At 70.7% G+C, this 23,577-nt stretch carries 22 protein-coding genes and 1 pseudogene; 15 read left to right on the forward strand and 8 right to left on the reverse strand.

What is annotated here, in order from left to right; genetic code table 11:
- Positions 1-7: 7 nt before the first annotated feature.
- Positions 8-691 (reverse strand): hypothetical protein, encoded by a 684-nt coding sequence (locus OHA30_RS17445; RefSeq protein ID WP_328914775.1) that lies wholly within the window; start codon positions 689-691, stop codon positions 8-10.
- Between the two features lie 312 nt (positions 692-1,003).
- On the opposite strand from OHA30_RS17445, the gene OHA30_RS17450 reads away from it, so the two are divergent.
- Positions 1,004-1,681 (forward strand): helix-turn-helix transcriptional regulator, encoded by a 678-nt coding sequence (locus tag OHA30_RS17450; protein WP_328914776.1) that lies wholly within the window; start codon positions 1,004-1,006, stop codon positions 1,679-1,681.
- A 1,164-nt stretch (positions 1,682-2,845) separates the two neighbouring features.
- On the opposite strand, the gene OHA30_RS17455 is transcribed toward OHA30_RS17450, so the two are convergent.
- A complete protein-coding gene (locus OHA30_RS17455) occupies positions 2,846-3,202 on the reverse strand; it encodes a hypothetical protein (RefSeq protein WP_328914777.1) in 357 nt (118 codons plus the stop codon).
- A gap of 20 nt (positions 3,203-3,222) precedes the next feature.
- Positions 3,223-4,479, reverse strand: a complete 1,257-nt coding sequence (locus OHA30_RS17460; RefSeq protein ID WP_328914778.1) for a helix-turn-helix transcriptional regulator — start codon at positions 4,477-4,479, stop codon at positions 3,223-3,225.
- A 265-nt stretch (positions 4,480-4,744) separates the two neighbouring features.
- Here OHA30_RS17460 and OHA30_RS34005 point away from each other — a divergent pair.
- The 4 genes and pseudogenes from OHA30_RS34005 to OHA30_RS17475 all read left to right on the forward strand — a co-directional run.
- Positions 4,745-5,155: pseudogene (locus tag OHA30_RS34005) on the forward strand (ATP-binding protein); the annotation flags it as partial.
- A gap of 8 nt (positions 5,156-5,163) precedes the next feature.
- The gene (locus OHA30_RS34010) at positions 5,164-5,688 is read left to right on the forward strand and encodes a DUF6415 family natural product biosynthesis protein (protein ID WP_405786081.1); all 525 of its coding nucleotides are present in this window, start codon (positions 5,164-5,166) and stop codon (positions 5,686-5,688) included.
- A gap of 162 nt (positions 5,689-5,850) precedes the next feature.
- Entirely contained in the window at positions 5,851-6,675 is an 825-nt protein-coding gene (locus tag OHA30_RS17470) for a hypothetical protein (protein ID WP_328914780.1), read from the forward strand.
- Positions 6,676-7,043: 368 nt separating this feature from the next.
- Positions 7,044-7,478: a hypothetical protein gene (locus tag OHA30_RS17475; RefSeq protein ID WP_328914781.1), complete on the forward strand. Its 435-nt coding sequence runs from the start codon at positions 7,044-7,046 to the stop codon at positions 7,476-7,478.
- 617 nt (positions 7,479-8,095) lie between these two features.
- On the opposite strand, the gene OHA30_RS17480 is transcribed toward OHA30_RS17475, so the two are convergent.
- Positions 8,096-8,593 (reverse strand): MarR family winged helix-turn-helix transcriptional regulator, encoded by a 498-nt coding sequence (locus OHA30_RS17480; RefSeq protein WP_328917893.1) that lies wholly within the window; start codon positions 8,591-8,593, stop codon positions 8,096-8,098.
- Positions 8,594-8,797: 204 nt separating this feature from the next.
- On the opposite strand from OHA30_RS17480, the gene OHA30_RS17485 reads away from it, so the two are divergent.
- From OHA30_RS17485 to OHA30_RS17520, 8 genes are all read left to right on the forward strand, one after another.
- A complete protein-coding gene (locus OHA30_RS17485) occupies positions 8,798-10,108 on the forward strand; it encodes a CynX/NimT family MFS transporter (RefSeq protein ID WP_405785560.1) in 1,311 nt (436 codons plus the stop codon).
- A 226-nt stretch (positions 10,109-10,334) separates the two neighbouring features.
- Positions 10,335-11,129 carry a ferritin-like domain-containing protein gene (locus tag OHA30_RS17490; RefSeq protein ID WP_328914783.1) on the forward strand — a complete coding sequence of 265 codons (795 nt, stop codon included), beginning with the start codon at positions 10,335-10,337 and terminating at the stop codon, positions 11,127-11,129.
- On the forward strand, positions 11,126-11,968 hold the full coding sequence (locus tag OHA30_RS17495) for a ferritin-like domain-containing protein (protein ID WP_328914784.1): 843 nt from the start codon (positions 11,126-11,128) through the stop codon (positions 11,966-11,968). Before OHA30_RS17490 ends, OHA30_RS17495 begins: the two co-directional genes overlap by 4 nt.
- Positions 11,969-12,078: 110 nt before the next feature.
- A complete protein-coding gene (locus OHA30_RS17500) occupies positions 12,079-12,525 on the forward strand; it encodes a cupredoxin domain-containing protein (RefSeq protein ID WP_328914785.1) in 447 nt (148 codons plus the stop codon).
- 48 nt (positions 12,526-12,573) lie between these two features.
- Positions 12,574-13,008: a hypothetical protein gene (locus OHA30_RS17505; RefSeq protein WP_328914786.1), complete on the forward strand. Its 435-nt coding sequence runs from the start codon at positions 12,574-12,576 to the stop codon at positions 13,006-13,008.
- Positions 13,009-13,206: 198 nt separating this feature from the next.
- Positions 13,207-14,442 (forward strand): ABC transporter ATP-binding protein, encoded by a 1,236-nt coding sequence (locus OHA30_RS17510; RefSeq protein ID WP_328914787.1) that lies wholly within the window; start codon positions 13,207-13,209, stop codon positions 14,440-14,442.
- Positions 14,439-15,173 (forward strand): ABC transporter permease, encoded by a 735-nt coding sequence (locus OHA30_RS17515; RefSeq protein WP_328914788.1) that lies wholly within the window; start codon positions 14,439-14,441, stop codon positions 15,171-15,173. The genes OHA30_RS17510 and OHA30_RS17515 overlap by 4 nt, the downstream gene beginning before the upstream one ends.
- Entirely contained in the window at positions 15,170-15,835 is a 666-nt protein-coding gene (locus OHA30_RS17520; protein ID WP_328914789.1) for an ABC transporter permease, read from the forward strand. The genes OHA30_RS17515 and OHA30_RS17520 overlap by 4 nt, the downstream gene beginning before the upstream one ends.
- 98 nt (positions 15,836-15,933) lie before the next feature.
- Here OHA30_RS17520 and OHA30_RS17525 read toward each other — a convergent pair whose 3' ends face one another.
- The 4 genes from OHA30_RS17525 to OHA30_RS17540 form a co-directional block, all read right to left on the reverse strand.
- Positions 15,934-16,473 (reverse strand): GTP-binding protein, encoded by a 540-nt coding sequence (locus OHA30_RS17525; protein ID WP_328917894.1) that lies wholly within the window; start codon positions 16,471-16,473, stop codon positions 15,934-15,936.
- 178 nt (positions 16,474-16,651) lie between these two features.
- On the reverse strand, positions 16,652-17,092 hold the full coding sequence (locus tag OHA30_RS17530; protein WP_328914790.1) for a DUF742 domain-containing protein: 441 nt from the start codon (positions 17,090-17,092) through the stop codon (positions 16,652-16,654).
- A gap of 34 nt (positions 17,093-17,126) precedes the next feature.
- Entirely contained in the window at positions 17,127-17,603 is a 477-nt protein-coding gene (locus OHA30_RS17535) for a roadblock/LC7 domain-containing protein (protein ID WP_328914791.1), read from the reverse strand.
- Positions 17,600-20,173: a sensor histidine kinase gene (locus OHA30_RS17540; protein ID WP_328914792.1), complete on the reverse strand. Its 2,574-nt coding sequence runs from the start codon at positions 20,171-20,173 to the stop codon at positions 17,600-17,602. The genes OHA30_RS17535 and OHA30_RS17540 overlap by 4 nt, the downstream gene beginning before the upstream one ends.
- A 427-nt stretch (positions 20,174-20,600) precedes the next feature.
- Here OHA30_RS17540 and OHA30_RS17545 point away from each other — a divergent pair, with 427 nt between their 5' ends.
- A complete protein-coding gene (locus OHA30_RS17545) occupies positions 20,601-21,569 on the forward strand; it encodes an ABC transporter substrate-binding protein (protein WP_328914793.1) in 969 nt (322 codons plus the stop codon).
- Positions 21,570-21,596: 27 nt separating this feature from the next.
- Positions 21,597-23,159 (forward strand): aromatic amino acid ammonia-lyase, encoded by a 1,563-nt coding sequence (locus tag OHA30_RS17550; protein WP_328914794.1) that lies wholly within the window; start codon positions 21,597-21,599, stop codon positions 23,157-23,159.
- The last annotated feature ends 418 nt before the right edge of the window (positions 23,160-23,577 follow it).

A 23,577-nucleotide genomic window follows, 5' to 3' on the forward strand; every position in this document is an offset into this window, starting at 1 on the left:
GTGCTGTTCAGAGCCCGAGCGCCGCACGTACTGCGGCGCGGGACTCCTCAGGTAGGGAGCGGTACTCGCCCCAGATCCGCTCGGCCGCGTTGAAGACCCGCTCATCTGCCTCGACCCAGCCGGCGAGCGCGCGGCGCTCTGCGACAGGCAGCGCGTTGACGGCGCTCAGTACCTTCGTCAGGTCCGCTACGAGTTCGCGGGCGCCGAGGCGGCACCGCTGGCACTCGGTGACCAGCTCGGGCTCTTCGGCGCCATCCGCGCGGCGCACCCGCCGGCGTGCGATGTCGAGTTGCGCTTGCTCGTAGGTCCCCTCGTAGAAGGAGCCCGGAGTGATGCCGCACGAGCGGCACATGTTGCCATCGCGGGAGATGATCTCACGCCGCCTGCCGGCCCCGATGGCGATCGTGCCGCGGGGCCGGGTCGCCTTCCCCGGCTCCCAGACGGGAATCCCCGGCTCCACGAACCGCTGTTCGACCGGATCGAGGCTCCCGTCCTCTCTGTTCGTGCTGATAGACCACCCGAAGTCCCGCAGATCGCGCATACGCCTGTCGACCTGTGAGACACCGGGGAATGCCTGGCGCAGCTCCTCCTTCGTGAAGACCTCGCCTTCACCGACGACGGTCACCAGCCAGAGGGCGACCCGCTTCATCGTTCCCAGGGAAGTGTCTTCCCACGAGGGGAGGTCGGACATTCGCACCACCGGATCTTCGGAAGTAGTTCAGGGGAGGGCGGCTAGGGAGGGCCGTCGCGCTGAGAGCCCACTGCCGCTGGATTATTTATACCACGGTCACGGCGGGGCATGATGAACCATATGTTCTAGTTGCGGTGCTTCGTGTGGATATGCACCCTTCCCAGCGGCGAGGTGTACGAACAGGGTTCTTTACAGCGCGGTAGGGAATTCCTCCTTGCAACAGTTTCCGAGGGCTCACTGGCCGATGTAGTGTCGACCCGCGTCGCCGCATGGCGGTCGTGCTCTCCTTCACGCCAGGTAGCCGGAGGTCTTGTGCCGCGTACGGTAAAAGTCGACATTGACGGAGAGGCCGAGCGGGAATTCACTGCCGCCCTGAACGAGCTGTACTCCCTGTTCGCGCCGCTCACGATGGCATCGGTGGCGCGGCGTGTCGGTGTCTCCGAGCCTGCGGTCTCCCACTGGCTCCACGGGCGGCGTGCTCCGCAGGAGCGGTCCCTCGCCCGCTTGCACTCCGAGGCGGCGAAGGTTGCGCTGGCCACGGGGCGCACCGTCCCTTACCGGCTTGACCAGTTGATCGACATGCGCCACGAAGTCTGCTGCGACTCCTCGGCCTGCGAGGATCGGCGCGCCGCCAGGTCGGCGTCGACGGAGGGGGACCGGCGCAACAGCGAATGTCCACCGGTCGGCAGTGAGGGGGACCGGCGCAACACGCAAGCGCCGTCCCACTCGACCGTCGGCAAGCGCTCGCCGACGAGGGAAGCCCTCACGCTCCTCGTGGCTGGCAACCGGAATGAGGCATTCCGGATTTTACGCCACATGAGTATTTCTGCGCCGGTGGCGCAGCTTCAGTCCGCTGTTGAAATGCTTCTGGAGCGCGGCCACGAAGATGCCGCGCGCATCCTGCTCGGGGAAATGGTCGTTCATCGGAGTGGCGACATGGTAGACATGGTGATCTTCGCATCCTGGGCGCGGATGGGGGTGCAATCTTGACACGGCCTGCTTCGGGTGCGTGTTATTCCGACAACGAGCGGGCGTGTAGGATTTCCAGCAATCCGTCGAATCTTATTCGCCGGTGGTGCAAGATGTGAAGCCCTAGAGCGTGCATTCGACGGGCAGTTTCGACGTCGGTGCGTCCGATCATGCGAGAAAGCAGGTCAGGTACTGGTACACGTCCGCGAGCCGCCGCCCTTCCGGGCCGTCGGCTCTATCCAGCCACGCCCGCCGAAGGGCCCGGCGGTCCGGTTTCTGAGGCCGAGGACCAGCCGGACCCCCGAAGAACCCCATCAGGCAGTTGCATCCCTAGGGAGTCCCTCGTGAGCAAGCGTAATCGCCCCCGTCGGCACATGCCGAGCAAGAGTGCGGCCCGGAGCCGCCGCGCGCGCCGGGCCAACCGTCCCGCCAACCGCGGCTCCCTCAAGCCGCCGACCCGCTGTGAGCGCTGTGCCCCGTCCGAGTCCCGCAGTCCCCAGGTCCGCAAGGCATTCGTCCTGTTGTCCTGGGTGGCCCGGGGCTTTGCCGATGCCGCGGGATACCGCCTGTGGCGGTGGGCGACCGACTGGGTCGTGAGGCTGGTGATGCGCAACCTCTAGTGCGACTGGTCGAAGCCCCGCACTCTCGCGGTGTCGGCCAGCTGTGCAGGAGGAGTCATACGTAGTAGCACCCGGCCGCCGGCCCGTACCGCGTCTGCGGTCCGAGTCAGCGGCGGCGTCTTCGGGGTGCCCGTTGGAGTGTGAAGGCGACCGACGGCGCGAGCAGGCTGATGCCGGCGGGCGGTCTCCCCTGGGCACGCAACCCGTCGGCCAGGCGGCACGTATTCAGCACACACGCCCCGCGAAGGCCCCCACCACCAGCGGAAACAAGTGAGGGGAGTTTTCCCAGGCTGGCGCGCTGTCCGCCGTATCTGCCCAGGTAACAAACCCACCCCGGGGGAATTTGCAAGGCAGATGTCAGGAGTTCGAATCTCCTAGGCTCCACAGATGTTTACGCAGGTCAGCGGCCCCCTCGCCCGGTTCGGGCGAGGGGGCCGTCGGCGTGCGGTACGCGTTCCGTACGCATCAGGCTTGCTGCGTGCTCCAACGCCGCTGGCTCAGCCGTCGCCTCTCCCCGGCCTTGGCCTTCGCCTTCTCGAGAATGAAACAGCTGGCCGCTGAAGGGTCAGTTCTGCTTCTCGATGGCCTCGAAGATGTCGGAGTTGGTCTCCTGCTGCCACTTCGGCTGATCGTTCCAGTCGGCGACATAGGCGGGCTTCGGGTCGGGGAAGTGCTTGTGGATCTGGGCGATCCAGCACAGCGACACGAACCGCCCTTTCTGCTCCCGGGTGAGCCTGGCCGCCCGGCCACCGCTGACCGTCAGGAACTCTGCCACCTGGCCGTAGACCGCAGTGGCCGCGTCGCGTTCCCAGTCCGGGGTCTCCTCCCAGGGGGCCACGTACCCGGGCTTCGGCTCACCCGGGAAGTGACTGTGGACGCCCTTGATCCAGGCTTCCCTGAAGATACGGCCCTGGTCGGTCATGTTGCTTCCTTTCGGCGCGCTTATGCGGCGATCAGCGACGAGATATGGTCGTTGAAGTCTGCGACTCGCTTGTCGGGCAGGAAAGGGGCGAGGTACCCGCGGAGCCCCTCCAGTCTTCTTCCGATGTACCCCGATGATGTGCGCTCGGCCAGTTCCACGGCAGCCGTTCCGTACGACAGCAGACGGTCGATGTCGCGGCGCCGTGCACCGATGACGGCCAGGTCTGTCAGGACGCTTCCCTGTCGGCGCATCGAGAGTTGGCGCCCCAAGGCGTCTATCAGTGCTGTCTCGGCAAGGTCCAGGCGCCCCAGCGTCACGTAGCAGCTGCCCCGTTCCTCATCGAGGCGTGAGCCGTCGAAGCGGAGCCAGCCACCCGGGGAGGGATCGCTGAGGTAGTGCACCTCCTGCGCCTGGTCCAGTGCGCGGTTGCAGGCATCCAAGTCCCCCAGTCCGGCGTAGACCTGGGCTTGGACCGCGGCCACCCAGTAGCGCGTGGAGAGGTGGCTGTCGCCCTTTCGTGCCAGGAGACCGGCGGCGTCGAGTATCGGTGCGGTCTCGCGGAAACGGCGCTCGTAGACGCCGATGAAGGAGTGCCGGGTGAGGGAGGCGGCCCAGAGGTCGGCGTTCCCGGCCTCCTTGCTCGCGCTGGCCGCGAGCGCATAGCACTCGGCCGCCTCGGTGTACCGGTTCCCGTCGAAGAAGATCTCCCCGGCGAGTTGGAAGAGGCTTCCGGCCTGACCGCACAGCTCGCGGTGACGGCCTTCCCGGTGGGCGTGCCCCAAGAGACGGGTCAGGTCCGAGATCTGGTCATGCACCAGCGGGTACACGGTCTGCTTCGCTCTGGCGAGGCCGTAGACCTGCCAGAGGTGGGAGGTCATGACCTGGACCTCGGCCACGTCCTCGGCGGGAACGCGGTCCGCGTCGTCGGGGGACAGCGCAACGAGCGCCCCGGTGAGGCTCACCAGCCGTAGAAACTCACGCCGAATCATGTCGTCCCGATACCCCGATTCCGCATGCGCCCCGGGAGCTTCTGCGGAGACAGCCCTCGCCGGGACTGGTGCCGGCCTGTCGCCTTGCGGCGACAGCAGTGCCTCGATCTCGGCGGCGCTGGACTGTAGGGCCTTGGCCAGTCGTGGACGCAGGTAGGGCTGAGGGTCGGTCTCGCCGCGTTCCCAGCGCCCAATCGTCACACGATCCACGCCGAGGACTTCCGCGAGGCGTTCCTGACTGTAGCCGAGGGCTTTGCGGCGTCTGGCCAGCTCCCGTCGTACGCCCATGTTTTCCCCCTTCGTACCGCATCGCGTAATCCCAGGTCATGAGGGGCGGTGCAGCGAACGTGCATCAGGGCTGCGTCACATCTGTTCTGTTCCAGGAGCGGCGACTGCGTTTGCCTGGAGGTCTCGCCGCAGCGGAACGGGGTTTGCGCGTTCCGCCGCTGCACTCACCGTACCGCTGCCGTGATCGTCCGGTCGCTCAGTGTTCGCACACGACCGGCTTTCCCGGCAGCCGCCCCTCGCTACACCTGGACAGGAGGTGCGACTGATGGTTCCTGATGTTGAAGCCCTCAGCGGACTGGACCTGGCGTGCGAGCCCTCCTCGATCCGAGACGCCCGCCGCTACGCGCAGGACATCCTGGAACGCTGGGCAGTGCCGGACGACATCCTGGACGACGCGCTCGTCATCGTGTCCGAACTCGCCACCAACGCCGTACGCCACACGGTCCCGCCGGTCACCTCTCCCGTGCCCGGTGGCGGGCAACTCGGACTCCGTCGGTACTCGTTGGCACTCCGGACTGCCGGTGGCCGCCTGTACATCGCTGTACGGGACCAGAACCCGGCACCGCCTGTGCAGCGCGCGGCCCCCTGCTACGCCGAGACCGGGCGCGGGCTGCGGATCGTATCCACCCTGACCGACGGCCGCTGGGGATACGAACGGACCCCTGCACGACCGGGCAAACAGGTATGGGCGTCCCTGCCACTGCCCGACGATCACCACCGAAGGCGGATCAGTCACGTCCGGCTACCTGCCGAGCAGGCGGAGGACGGCCCGAGCGAGATCGCCGTGCCGCTGGACCTGCTGCCGTCCCGGCCGGCCGGCATCAACCACCGGAACTTCTTCGAGGGCGTGATGATGCCCCTCACCGCTACCGACAGCATGGACGACGCGGTCTTCGAGGGAAGCATCGGCTGCAATCCCTGCGATGCGGACGACCGGCTGCGCATCCAGGTGGTCAACATCCAGGTCAGCGTGGGCCGCTGCATTCTCGGCCTGGGCCCCAGGGACTCACCGACATCGCCGTGTCCACCCGGGTCCGGCAGAAGTCGGCCTACGCCGACGCCCTCATCCAGCGAGCACGCGCCTTGCGGGCGGAGGAGATGCCCGGCGGCCACCACCGCGGCGCGCCCCATCTGCGGCGGACGGCGTGGTTCGTGAGCGAGTTGCTGGACCAGTTCGTCGCGCTCGGCTCCATCGAGGGGGCGGCGTGAGCGTCATCTGCCACGAGTTGCTGATCACGCGGGTTCCCGGATCGGGCCACTCCCGTCGAGGTCCGCCGCCGCGTCCGTGACCGGTGGGCGGTGCCTGCCGCGTACTGACTTCTCCGGTTGCGTCCGTGACCGGAGCGCCCCATCACGAGCAGAGGAATGACCTTGCATTCGATTCATCACACCTCGTCAGCCCCTTTACTCGACGGTGACACCGCCGCCGTCGCCGCGTCCCACGTCGGTGTGCCGTATCCGGCTGGTGTCCGGGCGCGGGTGCGGCTGATGACCGTGGCCCGTACCGCCGGCCTTCACCTGTCGGCCCAGGAGTCCGACCACGCCCCGGACGGCGAGCGCATCCGGCTGGGGGAGGCGGACGAGACGACCGTACGGGCGCCGGGCGACCTCATCGTCGCCGCCCGGCACGCCACGCCGGTGCCCGTCGCCCCGCCCGTCACGGGTGGTGCCGGTCGGCGGCTGCGGGAGACCGTACGCGCGGTCGGGCTGGAGCTGAACCCGGGTGCGCCCCGTACCGGGCCCGACGGCCTCCGGTTCCCGCTGGGCGAGGCCGATCACGCCACCGTGTCCCGCCTGGCCGACCTGATCACCACCGGCCACACCCGTCTGCACCTGGCCGCCGACGACCTGCGCTTCGTCCTGGTCGCCCACGGCCTCAACGCCGAACAGGTCAACGTCGACGCCGGCACCGTGGTCTTCGGCGCCATCGACGTGCCCGACGCCCGCACCCTCCTGCGCCTGCTGACCGGCGAGACCGGAAACGGCCCCGACTACTCCGACGACCCCCAGGGGTGCGAGGCGCTGGCCGCACGGATCACCGACGCGGTGAAAGCCGTCACCGGGGGCGGCGACGTCAACGCCACCTACACCCCGTACTGCCCCCGGTGCCGCGAGGAAGCCGCCATCCTCGTGCACGGCCTGCCCCTCCCGTACGTCGCGCGCCTGACCGACCACCTCACCCACACCGCCGCATAGCGCACAAACACAGCGGGCGGAGGACCGGATCTGCGCTCCTCCGCCCGCCAACACCCCACCCCGCCGCAACCCGCAGGAAGACTCCGACCCCCGTAACCCCCAACCCCCAACCGCCGCCCGGCGCGGCCCCCGTTCCCTACATCACCCTGCGCGAGAACGAGCACGACGTCTCCGACCGCTCGCTGGCCCTGCGGCCGTTCCGTAACGGCCTGGGCCTGTGCTACGCCGACGAGCAGGACGACGACCGCGACCCCAGCGGAATCCTCTGCGCCCGCGTCACCCAGAACCGCAACCCCACCAACTGGCCCACCGGCAAACCCCACTGGAAACAGGTCCACCCCACCCGGCAGCGCGAATGCGCCACCCACATGCTCTGCCACGTCTGCAAGGACCAGCCCAGCCGCACCGAGACGGGCATCCTCTTCATCGACGTCCCCAGCACCCAAGGCCACCCCGAAGCCAAACAGTTGGAGGGCCTTCGCACCTTCCAGCCGCCCGTCTGCCTCCCCCACGCCAAAACCGCCATCGACCTGTGCCCCCACCTCCACCGCAACGCCTTCGTCGCCATGCGCGTCGCCGCCCCCCGTGTGGCCGGAATGCTCGGCACCCCCTACACGATCTCCGGATTCACCATCACCCCCGCCCACACCACCCCGAAACAGGCGATCATCCCCTTCAACCACCCCCAACGCCACTACTTCCTCGGCGCCCAATACGCCATCGAACTCAACCAGATCACCGTCATCGACCTCGAAGACGAACTCGCCAAGGCAACCACCCGTGGACGAGTGACGATCACCTGACCAGCAAGCCCCGGGGGCCGGCCATGGCTCTCCGATTGGTGCGGGTTCACGAGAACGACAGATCACCCGGCGACAGCCTCCCGGCTGAGCGGCACCGTCCGCTGTTGGCCGAACACCCAACGTATGTACGAACGAGAGAACTTCCCCACATGACCCGCCTGACCGACACGACCGTCGAACCCGACGAGGCCACCCGGCTGCGGAACAGCTCCCTCGCCCGGTTCGGGCGAAGGGAACGATGACGCCTGCTCTCCGCAAGGCATTTGTCGGCACGCGCCGCGAGGTGGCGAGGCGGTGGCGCCTGGATCACCTTCCGCCGGGGACCTGGCCGGTCCGGGTCGACGCCGAGTTCGTCTCCGTACCCGCGTCGTTCCTCTCGTTGCCTTCCCGGGTCGGCAGGTCCGGATCGAAGGTGCCGGCCCCGTCCGGTCCGGCGGTCATGGCCTCTGGCCGTGTGTGGCCGCCCAGCGGGCGCCACCCCACGTCGGGTCGATCCGTTGGGGATCGGTTTGGCGAAGGACGGGCGCAAATGGTTTCCGCGGAGGCATGTACGCGAAGCTTGCGGTGAATCCGCCGCGTGAACAGCGGCACAGCAGCCGGGTGCGGCTGACGTCGTGTCAGGGTCGTGGGGGTACGCGGGGCGGTTCGATGCGGGACAGCCAGGTGGTCAGGAGCGTTTCGAGGTCGCCCGCTTCCTGCGGGGTGAGGTCCGCCAGGAGCCGGTGCTCGTTGTGGATGTGCTCGGTGAACGCCTGGTCGATGAGTTCGCGTCCGGCGTCGGTGAGGGCGACGACCCGGCCGCGTCCGTCGGTTTCGCTGGTCCGGCGGGTGACCAGCCCCGCCCGTTCCAGACGGTCGATCCGTTTCGTCATGGCGCCGGTCGTCACCATGGTGTGGGCGGCCAGCAGGCCCGGGGCCCGTTCGAAGGGCGCGCCCGCGCGGCGCAGCGTCGCCAGGACGTCGAACTCGCCTTCGCTCAGGTTGTAGCGGGCGTAGACGACGCACAACTCCTGGGTGAGGGCGCGGGCGAGGCGGTGGAGCCGGCCGATGACGGCCTGGGGGCCCACGTCGAGGTCCGGCCGTTCCCGCCGCCACTCGGCCTGGACCCGGGCCACCTGGTCGGGTGCCTGGACCCTGGCCACCTGGTCGGGTGCCTGCTCCCGGGCCACCTGGTCGGGTGCCTGCTGCTGTTCCATGGAAGCGACTATATCTTCCGTGGAAGGTATAGTCGCTTCCATGGAAGGTATACGAGGGCCGCGAGTGCTTCGGTCGGCGCGGCATCGGGCGCGGCCTGTGGTCCGGCCGCGCGGGATTCCGTCGTGAACTCCGGGCGCCGGACCCTTCGGCCGGGGCGGCGCGTCGGCATCTCGCGCCCGGCGATCCCCTCCAGCCGGTCCGCGCCGCGCTCCGCCACGGCGGGGCGTGGCGCACTGCGGCGGGGTGCCGGCGTGCTCGCGCTGCTGCTGGCCGCCGTCAATCTCCGGCCCGCGGTCACCAGCCTCGGCCCGGTGCTCGACGAGGTCCGGGTGAGCCTCGGGCTGAGTCCCGCCGTCGCCGGGGTCCTCACCTCCGTGCCGGCGGCCTGCTTCGCGCTGGTCGGCTTCCTCGGACCCCGGCTGGCCCGCCGGTACGGGCCCGACGCGGTCGTCACCGCGGGCATGACGGCGATCGCGGTCGGGCTGGTCCTGCGCGCTTTCGCCTCGGGCGCCGCCCTGTTCTTCGGGTCCAGTGCCCTCGCGCTCGCCGGGATCGCGGTGGCCAATGTCCTGCTGCCGGTCGTGGTCAAGCAACGCTTCCCGGCACGGGTCGGCATGATGACCGGCCTCTACGCCACGGCCCTCAACCTGGGCGCGTCGGCCGCCGCCGCCCTCACCGTGCCGCTGACCCGGATCCACGGCGCCGACTGGCGGCTCGGGTTGGCGGCCTGGGGAGGGCTCGCCGCTCTCGCCGTACCGTCATGGGTCGCCCTGGCCCGTTCGCGTGGTCGGGACAGGGGCGCCCCGGCCTCCGCGTCCAGCGCACAGGACGCCGTAGCCGTGACACCCGGGGCCGCACCCGACGTACCCCTCACCCGTAACCCCACCGCCTGGGCGCTCGCCGTCTACTTCGGCCTCCAGGCCACCGCCGCCTACGTCATCATCGGCTGGCTGCCCCAGATCTTCCGCGACGCCGGACTCTCCGCCGAGAGCGCCGGTCTGCTCTTCGCCCTCACCTCGGTGCTGGGGATACCGCTGTCCTTCGCGCTGTCCGCCCTCGCCGGTCGGCTGCGCGGCCAGAGCGGGATCGCGGTGACCATCGGGGTGTTCGGACTCGCCGGATACGCCGGGCTGTGGGCGGCGCCGACCGCCGCGCCGTGGCTGTGGGCCGTACTGCTCGGCGTCGCCAACTGCTCCTTCCCGCTGGCGCTGACGATGATCGGGATGCGCGGCCGGGACAGCGCGACGGTGGTCCGACTGTCGGCCTTCGTACAGAGCGCCGGCTACCTCCTGTCGATCCCCGGTCCCGTCCTGGTCGGGGCTCTCTACGAGCACAGCGGGAGCTGGCGGCCACCGCTGTTCTTCCTGGCGCTGCTGATGCTCCCTCAACTCGCCGCGGGCCTGCTCGCGGGCCGCAACCGCCCCATCGGCTGACCGGCACCACCGACCCCCTGCGACGAGGCGGCCGGTTGACGGATTCCGAGACGCCTCACCGTTCGCCGCTCGAACAACTTCCTCCGCGGCGGGCGCGGAATGGCCATATCGGGTGATCTCCCACGGCTGTCTCGGTGATGCGACCAATCCGCGCGGGCTCGGGCCGCGAACGTTCCTCGAAGCGCCCGCGACGGAGTGGGCGCGCAGTGGACAGAGATGGGGCGTGATGGGCGCAGAGCGCATCGACACCCGACTGCTGGCGGAACTCACCGAGCAGTCACAGGACCTCAACAGCGACGCCGTGCGGATCACCGCCGACGCGTTGGGCGACTTCTCCGAGGCCGCCCGTGACCAGGCGCGGTCGCCGCGCTGGTGGCGGCGCGGCGGGACGGTGGCCGGGATGGCGGGCGCCGCCGCGCTGCTGACCTCGGCGCGGGCCGCCGCGGCGACGACGAGCGACGACATCAAGGCGCTGCAGACCGCCGCGTCGATCGAGAACCTCGCGGTCAGCGTCTACCGGACGGCCGCGGGCCTGCCGTTCATCAAGGACGGCAACAAGACGATCGCGGCCTTCATCGCCAAGACGACCACGCAGCACGAGGCGCACGCCAAGGCGTTCAACGCGGCGGCCACCCAGGCGGGCGGCGCCGCGCAGACGGCGCCCGACCCGAAGTACGCGGCCGTGGTCAAGCGCACGCTCCCGACCATCAAGACCTCCGCGGACGTCGTCAAGCTGGCGATCACCCTGGAGGACGTGGCCGCGCAGACGTACACCAAGAACGTCGGCATGGTCCACAGCACCCAGTTGCGCAAGCTCTTCGCGTCGGTGGCGCCGGTCGAGGCCCAGCACCGGGCCACGCTGCTGGCCGTACAGGCGCTGCTCGCCGGGAACATGTCCGACCTGATCGCCATCCCGACCGACGTGGCCAAGCTGCCGGCCGCCGCGGGCAGCGTCGGGTTCCCCAACGCCTTCTATCCGACCACCAATGCCTCGCCGATCACTGAGGGGGCCGTGAAGTGAGCACCACGCACTCCGGCTGGGAACTGCCGATCAGCGAGGGTCAACTCGCCCGCCTCACCCGGGACATGGAGGAGGCACACCGCTCGACGCTGCCCGACATGCGGGCGGGCGCGGTGGATCTCGCCGAGGAGATCCGCACCGGGCGGCCCGCCGCCGAGGACCGGCCGCACGATCCGGCCCGCCGCCGCTTCCTGCTCGGCGCGGGCGGACTGGCCGCCGCCTTCGCGCTGGCGGCCTGCGCCGGCAAGGACGAGAACACCTCCGCCGCGTCGACCAAGGGCGTCGGCGGCTCGTCACCCTCCACCTCGACCTCGGCGTCCGCCTCCGCCGGGACCTACACCGGCGATCTGAAGGTCGTCGCCCTGGCCACGGCCCTGGAGAACCAGGCGGTGGGGGCGTACCGCGCGACCCTCGCGGCGGCCAAGGCCGGCAAGCTCGGCACCGTCCCGCCCGCGGTCGCCACCTTCGTCACCACCGCGATGAGCCAGCACGCCGACCACGCCAAGGCGTGGAACGCCGTACTGGTCGGGGCGGGCAAGCCGGCGATCAGGAACGTACCCCTGTCCAACCAGGCCGCCGTGACCGCCGCCCTCGGCAAGGCGACCACCGTCGGAGCCGTCGCCAAGCTCGCGCTGCAACTGGAGGACCAGGCCGCGCAGACCTATCTCTTCGCGACCTACAACGTCTCCAGCCAGGCCGGAATCGAGACCGCGGCCACCATCGCGCCCGTCGAGGCGATGCACGCGGCGATCCTGCACTTCATCCTCGGCCAGTACCCGGTGCCGGACGACTTCCTGCCGACCGACAAGGCCGCCAGCCCGGCGCTTCTGACGGTCTGACGGATGTGTACGGGTGGCTCGTCCGTTCGCCCCGGGCGGGCCACCCGTCGCGTTCCCGCCCTCGTAGCCCCACCCCCCGCTCTCCCCTTCCGACGAGAGGAACCGACCCGATGACCGACACCCGTCCGCCCGTGAGCCGCAGGCGGCTCGCGGCCATTGCCCTGGCCGGCGGCTTCCTCGCGCTGACCGGCTGCTCCGGCTCCTCCGGTTCCGGCAGTTCGGCCGCCGCCACCACGGCCGCCGCCCCGACGACCGCCACCGCCTCGGGCACCCCCGCCTCCGACGTCGCCGCGGCCGCCACCACCCCGCCCCGCATCGTGATCAAGAACTTCGCCTTCCACCCGGCCAAGCTGACCGTGAAGCCCGGAGCCAAGGTCACGGTGGTCAACCAGGACTCCACCGCCCACACGGTGACCGCCACGAAGAACAAGGAGTTCAACACCAAGACGATCAGCCCCGGCAAGACCGTGACCTTCAACGCGCCCAAGGCCGCCGGCACCTATGACTACATCTGCACGATCCACACGTTCATGAAGGGCAAGCTCATCGTCGGCTGAGCCGTCACCGGCGGTCCGTCAGCGTTCGTTCCGTGAAGGAAGCACGACATGTCGAACTCCACAGACCGGCTCGCCGCTCTCGGCCTGCTCCGCGGTACGGCCCGTGTGATCGCGGCGGCCGGCCTGGCTGTGGACGCCTATGTCCACGCCAAGCTCGCGGGCCAGTACGACGCGGTCAGCGCGAGCGTCAGCCAGGGCAATCTCTTCCGGCTCGAAGCGGGTCTGGCCGCGCTGGCCGCGCTCCTCGTCCTGATCTGGCGCCATCTGATCGTGGACGCCTTCGCCTGGCTCGTCGCCGCCGGGGGACTGGCCGCGCTGATGGTCTACCGCTACATCGATGTCGGCGCCTTCGGCCCGTTTCCCGACATGTACGAGCCGATCTGGTCGTACGACAAGAAGCTCGCCGCCATCGTGCAGGCTGTCACCATCGTGGCCGTCACCTTTCTCCTCGTCACGAGACGGCGCCGACTCGGCATGCGTTAGCGGTTCGCGCCGCCAGGTGACGCCGTACCCCTGGGCCCGGCGCCGAACGCCGCGGCGGTCCCGGCGATCCCGGCGGTCCGGCCCGTGTCGCCCGTGCCGGGCCGAAACACGGGCGGTCTAAACTCTCCCCCGCGACGGCTTGTGTGATCGTGCCGGGAGCAGGCCGCACCATGCCCAGTCCCGAAGGGGATTCCGACTTTGATACGCATAGAGTCAGTGACCAAGCGGTATCCCGACGGCACAGTGGCGGTCGACGAACTGTCCCTGGAGATACCCGACGGCTCGATCACCGTGCTGGTCGGACCGTCCGGCTGTGGGAAGACCACCACTCTGCGCATGATCAACCGGATGGTCGAGCCGAGCGGGGGACGCATACTGCTCGACGGGAACGACATCCAGCAGCAGCCGGTCAACGCGCTGCGGCGCTCGATGGGTTACGTCATCCAGAACGCCGGTCTCTTCCAGCACCGGACCATCGTGGACAACATCGCCACCGTCCCCCGCATGCTCGGCTGGGACCGCGGCCGGGCCAGAAGCCGGGCGATGGACCTGATGGAACGCGTCGGTCTGGACGCCTCGCTGGCCAAGCGCTATCCGTACCAGCTCTCCGGCGGTCAGCAGCAGCGCGTCGGCGTGGCCAGGGCGCTCGCGGCGGATCCGCCGGTGCTGCTGATGGACGAGCCGTTCTCGGCCGTCGACCCGGTCGTCCGCAAGGGATTGCAGGCCGAACTGCTGCGTCTTCAGGAGGAGATGGGCAAGACCATCGTCTTCGTGACCCACGACATCGACGAGGCCATCCGGCTGGGCAATCTGATCGCGGTGATGCGGACCGGTGGCAAGCTGGCCCAGTTCTCCTCGCCCGCCGAACTCCTCGCCTCGCCGGCCGACGCCTTCGTCGAGGACTTCCTCGGCACCGACCGGGGTATGCGGCGGCTGTCGTTCTTCACCTCCGCCGGCCTTGAGCTGTCCACCGCGCCGGTCATCGCGGTGGACGCCGGCGCCGAGCAGGTCGCCGAGCGGACCACGCCGGGCGTGCCGTATCTGCTGGTCACCGACACCGACGGCAGGCCGCTGGGCTGGACGGAGCCGAAGAACGCGGTCGGCGGCGGCGCGAAGCTCACCCGTAATGAACTGATCTCGCACGGGCGGCCGTTCGAGTTCGGCCGGGAGTCGCTGCGGGACGCGCTGGACTGCGCGGTGCTCTCCCCCACCGGCTGGGCCGTCGCGGTGGACGGCGACGGGCGGGTGGTGGGCGTGACCTCGCAGGAGTCCATCGCCGCGGCCATCCGCGGGGCGCACGCCGAACGCGAGGCCGGGGCTTCCCTCGCCAAGGGCTCCGGCAGCAGCGGCAACGCCGCCAAGAGCCCTGGCGGCAAGGGTGCCAAGGGGCCCGGCGGCAAGGGCTCCGGCGGCCGGGACCGGGTCACGCGATGAACGGTTTCTTCGACATCCCGAGCGACCTCCAGCACTCCTACCTCGGCCTGATCGGTCTGCATCTGCGCGAAGCGCTGATCCCGGTGGCCATCGGACTGGTGCTCTCGCTGCCGATCGCCCAGCTCTGTGTGCGCTTCCGCTGGATCTACCCGCCGGTGCTGTGGGTGACGACGGCGCTCTACGCCATCCCGTCGATCGCCTTCTTCGTCTTCCTCATCGACTACACCGGGGCCACCGAGACCACGGTGATGATTCCGCTGACCGTCTACAGCCTGGTGCTGCTCATCCCCGCCATCGTGGACGGGGTGCGATCGGTCCCCGGGGAGACCCTGGCCGCCGCGACCGCGATGGGGTTCGGGCCGGTGCAGCGGTATCTGCGGGTGCAGTTGCCGATCGCGGTGCCGGCGATCATCGCGGGTCTGCGGGTGGCCACGGTGTCCAGTATCAGCCTGGTCAGCGTCGGCACCATCATCGGCAACCAGGGGGCGCTGGGCAATCTGCTGTCCGACGCGCAGTTCTACCACCGGCCGGCCCTGGCGGTGAACTCCGTCGTGACCAGCGCGCTGCTGGCGATCGCCATCGACGGCCTGCTCATCGGGCTGCGCGTGCTGCTGACGCCGTGGATGCCGCGCGGCGCGGGCGCGAACCGGCGTACCCCGCCGCCGGCCGAGCCGTCCCCGGCCGCGTCGACGGAACCCCTCGCCCCCGCACTGGAGGAGGCCGTCCGATGAACGTCCTGCACTTCGTCAACGCGTTCTTCAGCGACGGCTCGCACTGGCACGGCGACGACGGCATCCCGCACCGGACGCTCCAGCACGTCGAGTACTCGCTGATGGCGCTCGGTATCGCGGCGGCCATCGGGCTGCCGGTGGGGCTGATCACCGGTCACATCGGGCGCGGCGGCAATGTGCTGGCGCTGATCGCCACCGGGGCGCGGGCGCTGCCGAGTTACGGCCTGCTGGTGCTGATGTTCATCATGTTCGGGCTCGGACTGCTGCCCGTGATGATCCCGCTGGTCGTCCTCGCGGTCCCGCCGATCCTGGTGACGACGTACGAGGCCATGCGCACGGTCGACCCCGCGCCGGTCGACGCCGCCCGGGGGATGGGGATGGACCCGGCGAACGTGCTGTTCCAGGTGGAGCTGCCGGCCGCCCTCCCGCTGATCCTCAGCGGTCTGCGCTCGGCGGCCATCCAGGTCGTCTCCACCGCCGCCATCGCCGCGGCCGTCAGCTTCGGCGGCCTCGGCCGCTACATCCTGGACGGCCTCTACCAGCGCAACTACGAGAAAGTGGTGGGCGGCGCCACGGTGATCGTCGTGGTCGCGATCGCCACGATCGGTGTGTTCGCGCTGATCTCGCGGCTCGTGGTGTCCCCGGGAGTGCGCCGGAGCTGACGCACGGGGGGTACGGCCCCGGTGACGCACACCGTCACGGGCCCGGCCGCGGAGCGGTCAGGACCTGACCGCCGCCGTACGCCTCCGGGCCGGGGCCCTCATGCCTCGGCCCGGGCCAGCGCCAGTTCCAGGACGACCAGCAGGGCGTCGCGTACGGAGCCGCGCTCGCGGGCGTCGAACGCGACCACCGGGACCTGCTCGGAGACGTCGAGGGCCCAGCGGACCTCGTCGAGGTCGTGCTCGATCCTGCCGTCGAAGGCGTTGACCGCGACGGCGAACGGAATGCGCCTGTGCTCGAAGTAGTCGACGGCCGCGTAGCAGTCGTCGAGCCGCCGGGTGTCGACGATGACCAGACCGCCGAGCGCGCCCTCCACCAGGTCGTCCCACATGAAGCCGAACCGCTCCTGGCCGGGCGTGCCGAACAGATAGAGCTTGAGGGCCGCGTCGATGGTGATGCAGCCGAAGTCCATGGCCACCGTGGTGGTCGTCTTGTGCGGGGTGTGGCTGAGGTCGTCCACCCCGGCCGCGACCTCGGTGATGGCGGCCTCGGTGGTGAGCGGCGCGATCTCGGATATCGCCCCGACGGCGGTGGTCTTGCCCACGCCGAAGCCGCCCGCGATGACCATCTTGACCGGCAGCGGCGGCCGTACGGTGTTCTGCCGCGGATCGCCGTACCGGGCGTCGGTGTGCGTGCCGGTGCCGCGTACGTCGGTGTGCCGTACACCGGTCCCGCGCGCGTCGGCGTACCGCGTGTCGGCGTACCGGTTCTCGGCGTACTGGGCGTCGCCGTAACGGGCGGAGCTGTGGGCCAGTGGTTCAGTCGGTGTCACGGAGTGCCCCCCGGGAGTCGGGGATGGTGCGGAGACCATCGATAACCCTTCGCAGTACGGAGACGTCCTGGGCGGTGTCGGTGTGGGGTATGTACACCGAGAGCTGCCCGCTGGACTGGAGGTCCTCGGCCAGGACGCGGACCACGTTCAGATGCAGCCGCAGCTTGGCCGCGACTTCCGCGAGCGACTGCGGCCGCCGGCACAGCGCGACGATGTCGCGCCGCTCGAACGACAGCTGGTCGAGCTCCTCGATCCCCGCCACGGTCGTCACCATCTGGGTCTCGACGGGGATCGGCGGTCCGGACCTGGTGCCCGCGACCCGGCCCGCGGTGACCAGGAACGGCCGGACCGCGGGCGCGCGGCCGACCGGATCGGCCGCCGGTCCCGTGAAGGCGTCCGCACCGGCTGGTGTGTCACCGGTCGTCATGGGCGTTCCTTTCCCTCACCCCCCGCAGGACCGGTCAGCGGGCGGATGGGGAACCCACGCTGTTCTTGAGTTCGAGTACGAGCTGCGGACTGAGCGCGGCCCCGGCCCGGTTGGCGAAGACGGTCATCTCGTACGCGATGTTGCCGAGCTTCGCCTCCTTGGAGGTGACGACGCCGAGCACGGCGCCGCTGCCGATCGCGGAGACCAGGATGTGGCCGTCCTCCAGATCGATGATCACCTTGTTGAGCGCGCCCAGGCCGTAGTTGCCCGCGGCGCCGGCCGCGAGGCTCGTCATGCCGGAGACGATGGCCGCCAGCCGCTCGGAGTCCGCGTGGTCGCGCAGCTGGGAGACGGCGATCAGCAATCCGTCGGAGGACACCGCGATGGCGTCGACCACCCCCGCGGTCTCGGCGGCGAATCGGCTCAGCAGCCAGGTGAAGTCGGCTGCGGCGGCTCGCAGATCGGCGGGCGCGGGCTGCCCAACCGAGGTGTCACCTGTCGGCGTTGTCACTGTTCCGCTCCTTCCGGTAGCCCTGCTTGATCGGTCGTCGTACGGGGGGCCGTGGCGCTGTCACGGTGGGCCCGTTCCACTGCGGCTTCGAACGCGTCGAGCTCCGAGCGGACCGCTTCCGCGTCGACGGTGCGGGGCGCCTGGCGCGCCGCGTGCCGTTCGGCGTCGGTCAATGTCGTCCTGAGCGTGGCGCCGCGGACCCGGCGGCGCAGCGGGCGGGCCGCGGCGGCGTCGTCCCGCGTGTCCTCCTGCTCCCTCGGGAGGTCCCGCGCGTGGTCGCGCGACTCGTCCCGCTCGTGGTCGGCGCGCGGCGCTTCGGGGGCGGCGGGCGCTTCGGGCGCGGCCGGTGCCGGAGCAGCGGCGCCGGCCGCGGTCCCGGGGGTGGCGGGCAGTTGGCGGCCGGGGACGCGCCGGGGCAGCGTGAAGTCGTCCGTCCGCCGCTCGCCCGTCGTCGGCGCCGGGTCGGCGGCCGGTGCGGGAGCGGGCGTCGCGGCCGGTTCCGGCGCCGGCGGGGTGCGGCGCTCGGGCAGCGGCACCTTCGCGGGCGAGGTCCGCCCGCCGCCGCGCTCCTCGTACGGCCCCGCGGGCGCGAACGGGCTCATGAGCAGCAGCAGCGAGGACGGGATGAGCACCTGGCTGGTGACGCCGCCGCCCGGGGTGCGGGTCAGGGTGACCCGGACGCCCCAGCGGCGGGCCAGGCTGCCGACGACGAACAGCCCGAGCACCTTGGTGGGCACGAGGTCGAGGCGTTCGCGGCGGATCAGCCGGGCGTTCTCCTCGGCGAGGCGCTCCGCGCTCATGCCCAGGCCGTGGTCGGAGATCTCGATCAGCGCGCCGTCGGGACCGGTGCGCACCGACACCTCGACGGGGCTGCGGACCGGCGAGAACGACACGGCGTTCTCGACCAGTTCGGCGAGCATCAGGGTCAGGTCGGCGATGATGTCGGGCGCGACGGTGACATCGGTCTCGGCGATCAGCGAGACCCGCTGGTAGCCCTCGATCTGGCCGAGCGCGGCGCGGACCACATTGGTGAGCGCGCTGGGTTCGGCCTCCATGCCGGTCTCGCGGATGTCGGCCAGCAGCATCAGGCTGTCGGCGTTGCGCTGGAGGCGTACGGCGAGGTGGTCGATCCGGTAGAGCCGGTCGAGCAGCGCGGGGTCGGTCTCGCCGCGCTCGATGGCGTCGATCAGGGTCAGCTGGCGGGCGGTCAGATTGCTGACCCGGCGGCCGACGTTGCCGAACATCTCGGCGACGTTGCGGCGGCTGAGCACCTGGCGTTCGAGCAGCGCGGCCGCGGTGGTCTGCACCCGGTTGAAGGCGTCGGCCAGATCGCCGATCTCGTCGCGTACGGTGACCGGCACCTCCTGGAGCCGCGGCGGTCCGGCGTCGGCCGCGTCGTCGTCGGCGACCCGGGCCAGCTCCTGCCCGGCGACATCGGCGACCCGTACGGCGGCGCCGGTCAGGGCCTGCATCGGGCGGACCACCGAGCGGCGGACGGCCACCGTGAAGGCCAGCCAGAGCGCGAAGCCGAGCAGCGCGCAGCCGAGCAGCCAGGCGGCCCGCTGCCAGGCCCGGGTGGACGCGTGGTCGGCCCGGTCGGCGATCTGGTCGATCAGCGAGCCGGTGATCCGCAGCCGGGTCTGCGCCACCTGCTGGTAGCCGGGGTACGCCTTGAGCGCCGTGGTGAACGCCGTCCGTACCCGCGCCGGGGTCTTGGCCTCCAGGGCGCTGGGGTCGATCTGGAGGCTCGCGTACTGGAGCGAGATCGCGTTCCAGGCGGTGTTCTGCTCGATCCCGGCGAGCTGGGCGCGCTGCTCGTCGGTGGCGAACCGGCCGAAGCGGTCGGCCTGGTAGACGTAGAGCCGGTCGTAGCCGACCGCGTGGATGAACTCGATGAGCGCGTTGCTGTCGCCGGTCTGCGCGGAGAAGACGCTGGTCTCCAGCGAGGCGTGGGCGGCCTCCGCGCGCAGCAGGGAGTCCAGCAGGCTGCCGGTGCGGGTGGAGTTGAGGTTTCCGTTCAGATCGAGGCCGAGGCCGTCGATGAGTCCGTCCACGGCGGAGGTGTAGGCCGGGTCGATGTTGTCGACCGGCAGATAGCTCTGCTCGATGGTGGCGCGCAGGCTGCCGAGGCCGTTGATCTCCCGGAGGATCTGCGCCTCGGCGTCCGGCAGCCGTGACCCGAAGGCCGAACGGACCCGGTCCACCTGGGTGTCGACGGCGGCCTGGGCCTTGCGGTAGGCGGTGAGCGAGGGGCGCTTGCCGGAGGTGGCCGACTCGTAGCGCACGGAGAGCAGTACCGCCTGCTGGTGCTCGGTCTCCACCCGGTCGACGAGTTCGGCGACCTGGCGGCTGTCACGGACCAGCCTGGCCGCGGCGGCCGCGTCCTGGGCCTGGCCCACCAGGCCGGTGATCACATAGGAGAGCAGGAGGGTGACCACGACGAGCGGCACACCGACGAGAACATTGAGTTTGCGCCGGAACGGCCAGCGGTCGGCGAAGCTGCTGACACCGCCCCGGACCGGCGGCGCCGGCTCCGGCCGTGCCGACGCGTCCACCTCGTTCACGGACACCAGTCCTCCTCCGTGACTTCCTAGCGAGAACCAGGCGCGGTCCCACGGCCGACGGTGCTGCCGCACGACGGGGGGACCGGGCGTTGGGCGAGGACGGGGCCGAGGCTGAAATTGATCGCTTCGACCCGTTGTGTGGAAACGAATCGACCGGACAGGCACCACAGTTGTCCGAGCATCGCTTCCAACAGCGGCGAGACTACCGTCTCTTGATGGCCGGGACTCGACCGCCTCCTGCCTGATTCCAAGGACTGGACTGACGCCTCGCCAGGCAACCCCAGCCCCGGAGTCAGCAGTTGTACATCGATGCCGATCGGTGACCAGGGTTCCCTTGACTGGGCCGGAACCCGCTGGCTTGGATCGGTGGGTACCGCATATTTCGATCACACCCGATCACCATTCGAACCTTCTGAGCCCGGAACGGGAAATCGTGACTTCTCACGCGAAGAGCACCTGGTCCAGCCCGAAACTTCTCCGAGTGGCGGTGGTGGCCGTAGCGGCTGTCACGGCGGCACCGCTGATGGCGGGCTGTTCCTCGTCCTCCTCCGACAGTCCCAGCGACCCGCTGGCCGGAAACAAGTCGAGCGGCGACACCGTGGTCGTCGGCTCCAACAATTTCGCCGAGAGCATTCTGATCGCGGACATCTACGGGGAGGCCCTCAAGGCCAAGGGCATCAAGGTCACGTACAAGCCGAACATCGGCACCCGTGAAGTCACTTACGGCCTGCTGAAGAACGGCTCGCTGACCGTACTGCCCGAGTACAACGGCTCGCTGCTGGCGTACCTCGACCCCAAGGCGGTACCGACCACGGTCGAGACCACCGACGCGGCGATCGTCACGAAGCTCGACCCCAAACTGACGCTGCTCGAACCGGCGGCCGCGCAGGACAAGGACTCCGTCACGGTCAACGCGGCCACCGCCGCGAAGTACCACCTGACCGCCGACTCGACCATCGCCGACCTCGTCAAGGCGGGCCCGGACATCGCCCTGGGCGCGTCGCCGGAGTTCCAGACCCGCCAGCAGGGCCTGGTCGGCCTCAAGTCGGTCTACGGGCTGGTCCCCAAGTCGTTCAAGGCGCTCGACGCGGGCGGTGCGCTGACCGAGGCCGCACTGAAGAACAACAACGTCCAGGCCGCGGACATCTTCACCACGGACCCGACCATCTCCCAGGAGAAGTTCGTCGTCCTCCAGGACCCGGAGAACCTCTTCGGATTCGCGAACGTGATCCCGCTGGTCTACAAGTCCGGGCTGTCCCAGACGGGGGTGGACGCGCTCAACGCCGTGTCCGCCAAGCTCGACACCGTCACGCTGCTCAACCTGGACACCCAGGTGCAGAGCGAGAACAAGGACCCGCTGGCGGTCGCCCAGGCCTGGCTGAAGTCGGTCGGCCTGAGCTGAGCCGCGCGTCCCCGCCCGAGGAGCACCATGGGAACGACGTCCGAGGCCCCTCGGCACCCCGCGAAGGCACCCTCCCCCCAGGAGGGTGCCTTCGCGGTGCCCGGCCTCGGCACTACGGGTGCCGGTGCGGGCGGCGATCTGGACGCCGGCGCGGTGGCCGCCATAGCCGACCGGACGGCCGAACTCACCCTGCCCCCCGAAGCGTTCGCCCGGGCGGAACGCTCCTGGCGCACCGCACGGCGGCTCGCGGCCTCGGACCGCCTGTACGGGCGTGACACCGGCGTCGGCGCCAACCGCATGGTGCCCGTCGGCGACGAGGACCGGGCCGGCCAGGATCTGCGGCTGCTGCGCAGCCACGCGGGCGGCGTCGGCGCCCTGCTGCCGGCCCGTCAGGTCCGGGCCATGCTCGCGGTCCGCGTCGGCCAGCTGCTCGCGGGCGGCTCCGGCGGCCAGCCCGACCTCATACGGGCCCTGGCCGAGGCGCTGCGGCTCGGCGTCCACCCGGCGGTCAACGAGTACGGGGCCGTCGGCACCGGCGACCTCACCGCGCTGGCCCAGACCGGGCTCACCCTGGTCGGCGAACGGCCCTGGCTCAGCGACGACACGGCGGCCGCGCAGACGGACCCGCCGCTCGCCGTACCCGCGCCCGTGGTGCTCGAACCCGGCGACGCGCTCGCGCTGATGAGCAGCAACGCCCTCACCCTCGGTCAGGCCGCGCTGGTCTGCCACGACATCGACCTGCTGCTGCGCGCCTCGCACGCCGTGGCGGCCCTCTCGCTGGCCGCCGTCTCGGGCTCCCTGGAGGCGTACGCGGCCCCCGTGCACGCCCTGCGCCCCTACCCCGGGGCACGCCACGCGGCGGCCGAGGTGCGCAGACTGCTGGGCGTGGCCGAGCGGCCGCGGGTGCCGGCCCGGCGCATACAGGACCCGTACGGCTTCCGGGCCTTCCCGCAGGTGCACGGCCCGGCGCTCGAAGCGGTCGGCGCGCTGCGCCGCATCCTGGACGTCGAGGTCAACTGCCCCTCGGAGAACCCGCTGATCAGCGAGGACGGCCCGGACGGCGGCCCGGCCGCCTACCACCACGGCGGCTTCTTCGCCGCGCCCCTGGGGCTCGCGCTCGACCATCTGTGCCTCGCGGTCCTGCAGACCGGCCAGCTCTCCGCCGCCCGGCTGTCCCACCTCGGCGATCCCGACCTCACCGGCCTGCGGCCGTTCCTCGCGGGCGGGCCCGCGGCCAGCTCCGGGATGATGATCCTGGAGTACAGCGCGGCGTCCGCCCTGGCCGAGGTACGGGCCGGCGCGACGCCCGCGTCGCTGGGCCACGTCGTGCTGTCCCGCGGCCTGGAGGAGGCCGCGAGCTTCGCGTCCCAGGCCGTCCGCCAGGCGCAGCGCACGGTCGACGCCTACCGTCTTGTACTCGCCTGCGAACTCGTCGCCGCGGTCCGCGCCTCACGTCTGCACGGCGTCGCGCCGGCCGGCCCGGTCTCCGCCGTCCTCGACGCGGGCCTCCCGGCCGGCACCGAGGACCGCCCCCTGACCGCGGACGTGACAGCGGCCGCCACTTTGCTCCCCACCCTGGCCGCCCTGTAGCGGCGCACCCCGCATCCCGCGCCCCGCGCGGCCGGGCTCGTCCGGGACACCTCTGCGTCTCGTGGCTGCTGGCGGATGCGGGCTGTTCGCTCCGCGAGGGGGTGGGGTGTGGCCCGCAGGGCGTCCGGGTCGTGGTGGGCCGGGACCGTGTGTTCGGCCCGGTGTCGGATTCGGTGCTCGGTCTGTGTCGGGGCTCGTGCGGCCGTGTTTACGACCGGGTCGGTCACGGCGTCTCGCGGCTGCTGGCGGATACGTGCTGTGCGCTCCGCGAGGAGGTGGGGCCCGTAGGGCGTACGGGTCGGTGCGGCAGGGCTGCCTGTCTGCCGTGGTTCCGGGCTCCTCCGGGCCCGGTCACGGCGTAGGGCCGGCCGTCGCGGGGGCGTGCGTACGTGGCCTCCGGGGAGTGTCAGGTGTCGGG

This window comes from Streptomyces sp. NBC_00223, from assembly GCF_036199905.1.
Lineage (GTDB): Bacteria > Actinomycetota > Actinomycetes > Streptomycetales > Streptomycetaceae > Actinacidiphila.

Coding starts and splice junctions, on each gene's coding strand:
- OHA30_RS17445 (WP_328914775.1), bottom strand. CDS start 691: ATGTCCGACCTCCCCTCGTGGGAAGACACTTCCCTGGGAACGATGAAG.
- OHA30_RS17455 (WP_328914777.1), bottom strand. CDS start 3,202: ATGACCGACCAGGGCCGTATCTTCAGGGAAGCCTGGATCAAGGGCGTC.
- OHA30_RS17460 (WP_328914778.1), bottom strand. CDS start 4,479: ATGGGCGTACGACGGGAGCTGGCCAGACGCCGCAAAGCCCTCGGCTAC.
- OHA30_RS34010 (WP_405786081.1), top strand. CDS start 5,164: ATGGGCGTCCCTGCCACTGCCCGACGATCACCACCGAAGGCGGATCAG.
- OHA30_RS17475 (WP_328914781.1), top strand. CDS start 7,044: ATGCTCTGCCACGTCTGCAAGGACCAGCCCAGCCGCACCGAGACGGGC.
- OHA30_RS17490 (WP_328914783.1), top strand. CDS start 10,335: ATGGGCGCAGAGCGCATCGACACCCGACTGCTGGCGGAACTCACCGAG.
- OHA30_RS17500 (WP_328914785.1), top strand. CDS start 12,079: ATGACCGACACCCGTCCGCCCGTGAGCCGCAGGCGGCTCGCGGCCATT.
- OHA30_RS17505 (WP_328914786.1), top strand. CDS start 12,574: ATGTCGAACTCCACAGACCGGCTCGCCGCTCTCGGCCTGCTCCGCGGT.
- OHA30_RS17515 (WP_328914788.1), top strand. CDS start 14,439: ATGAACGGTTTCTTCGACATCCCGAGCGACCTCCAGCACTCCTACCTC.
- OHA30_RS17520 (WP_328914789.1), top strand. CDS start 15,170: ATGAACGTCCTGCACTTCGTCAACGCGTTCTTCAGCGACGGCTCGCAC.
- OHA30_RS17530 (WP_328914790.1), bottom strand. CDS start 17,092: ATGACGACCGGTGACACACCAGCCGGTGCGGACGCCTTCACGGGACCG.
- OHA30_RS17550 (WP_328914794.1), top strand. CDS start 21,597: ATGGGAACGACGTCCGAGGCCCCTCGGCACCCCGCGAAGGCACCCTCC.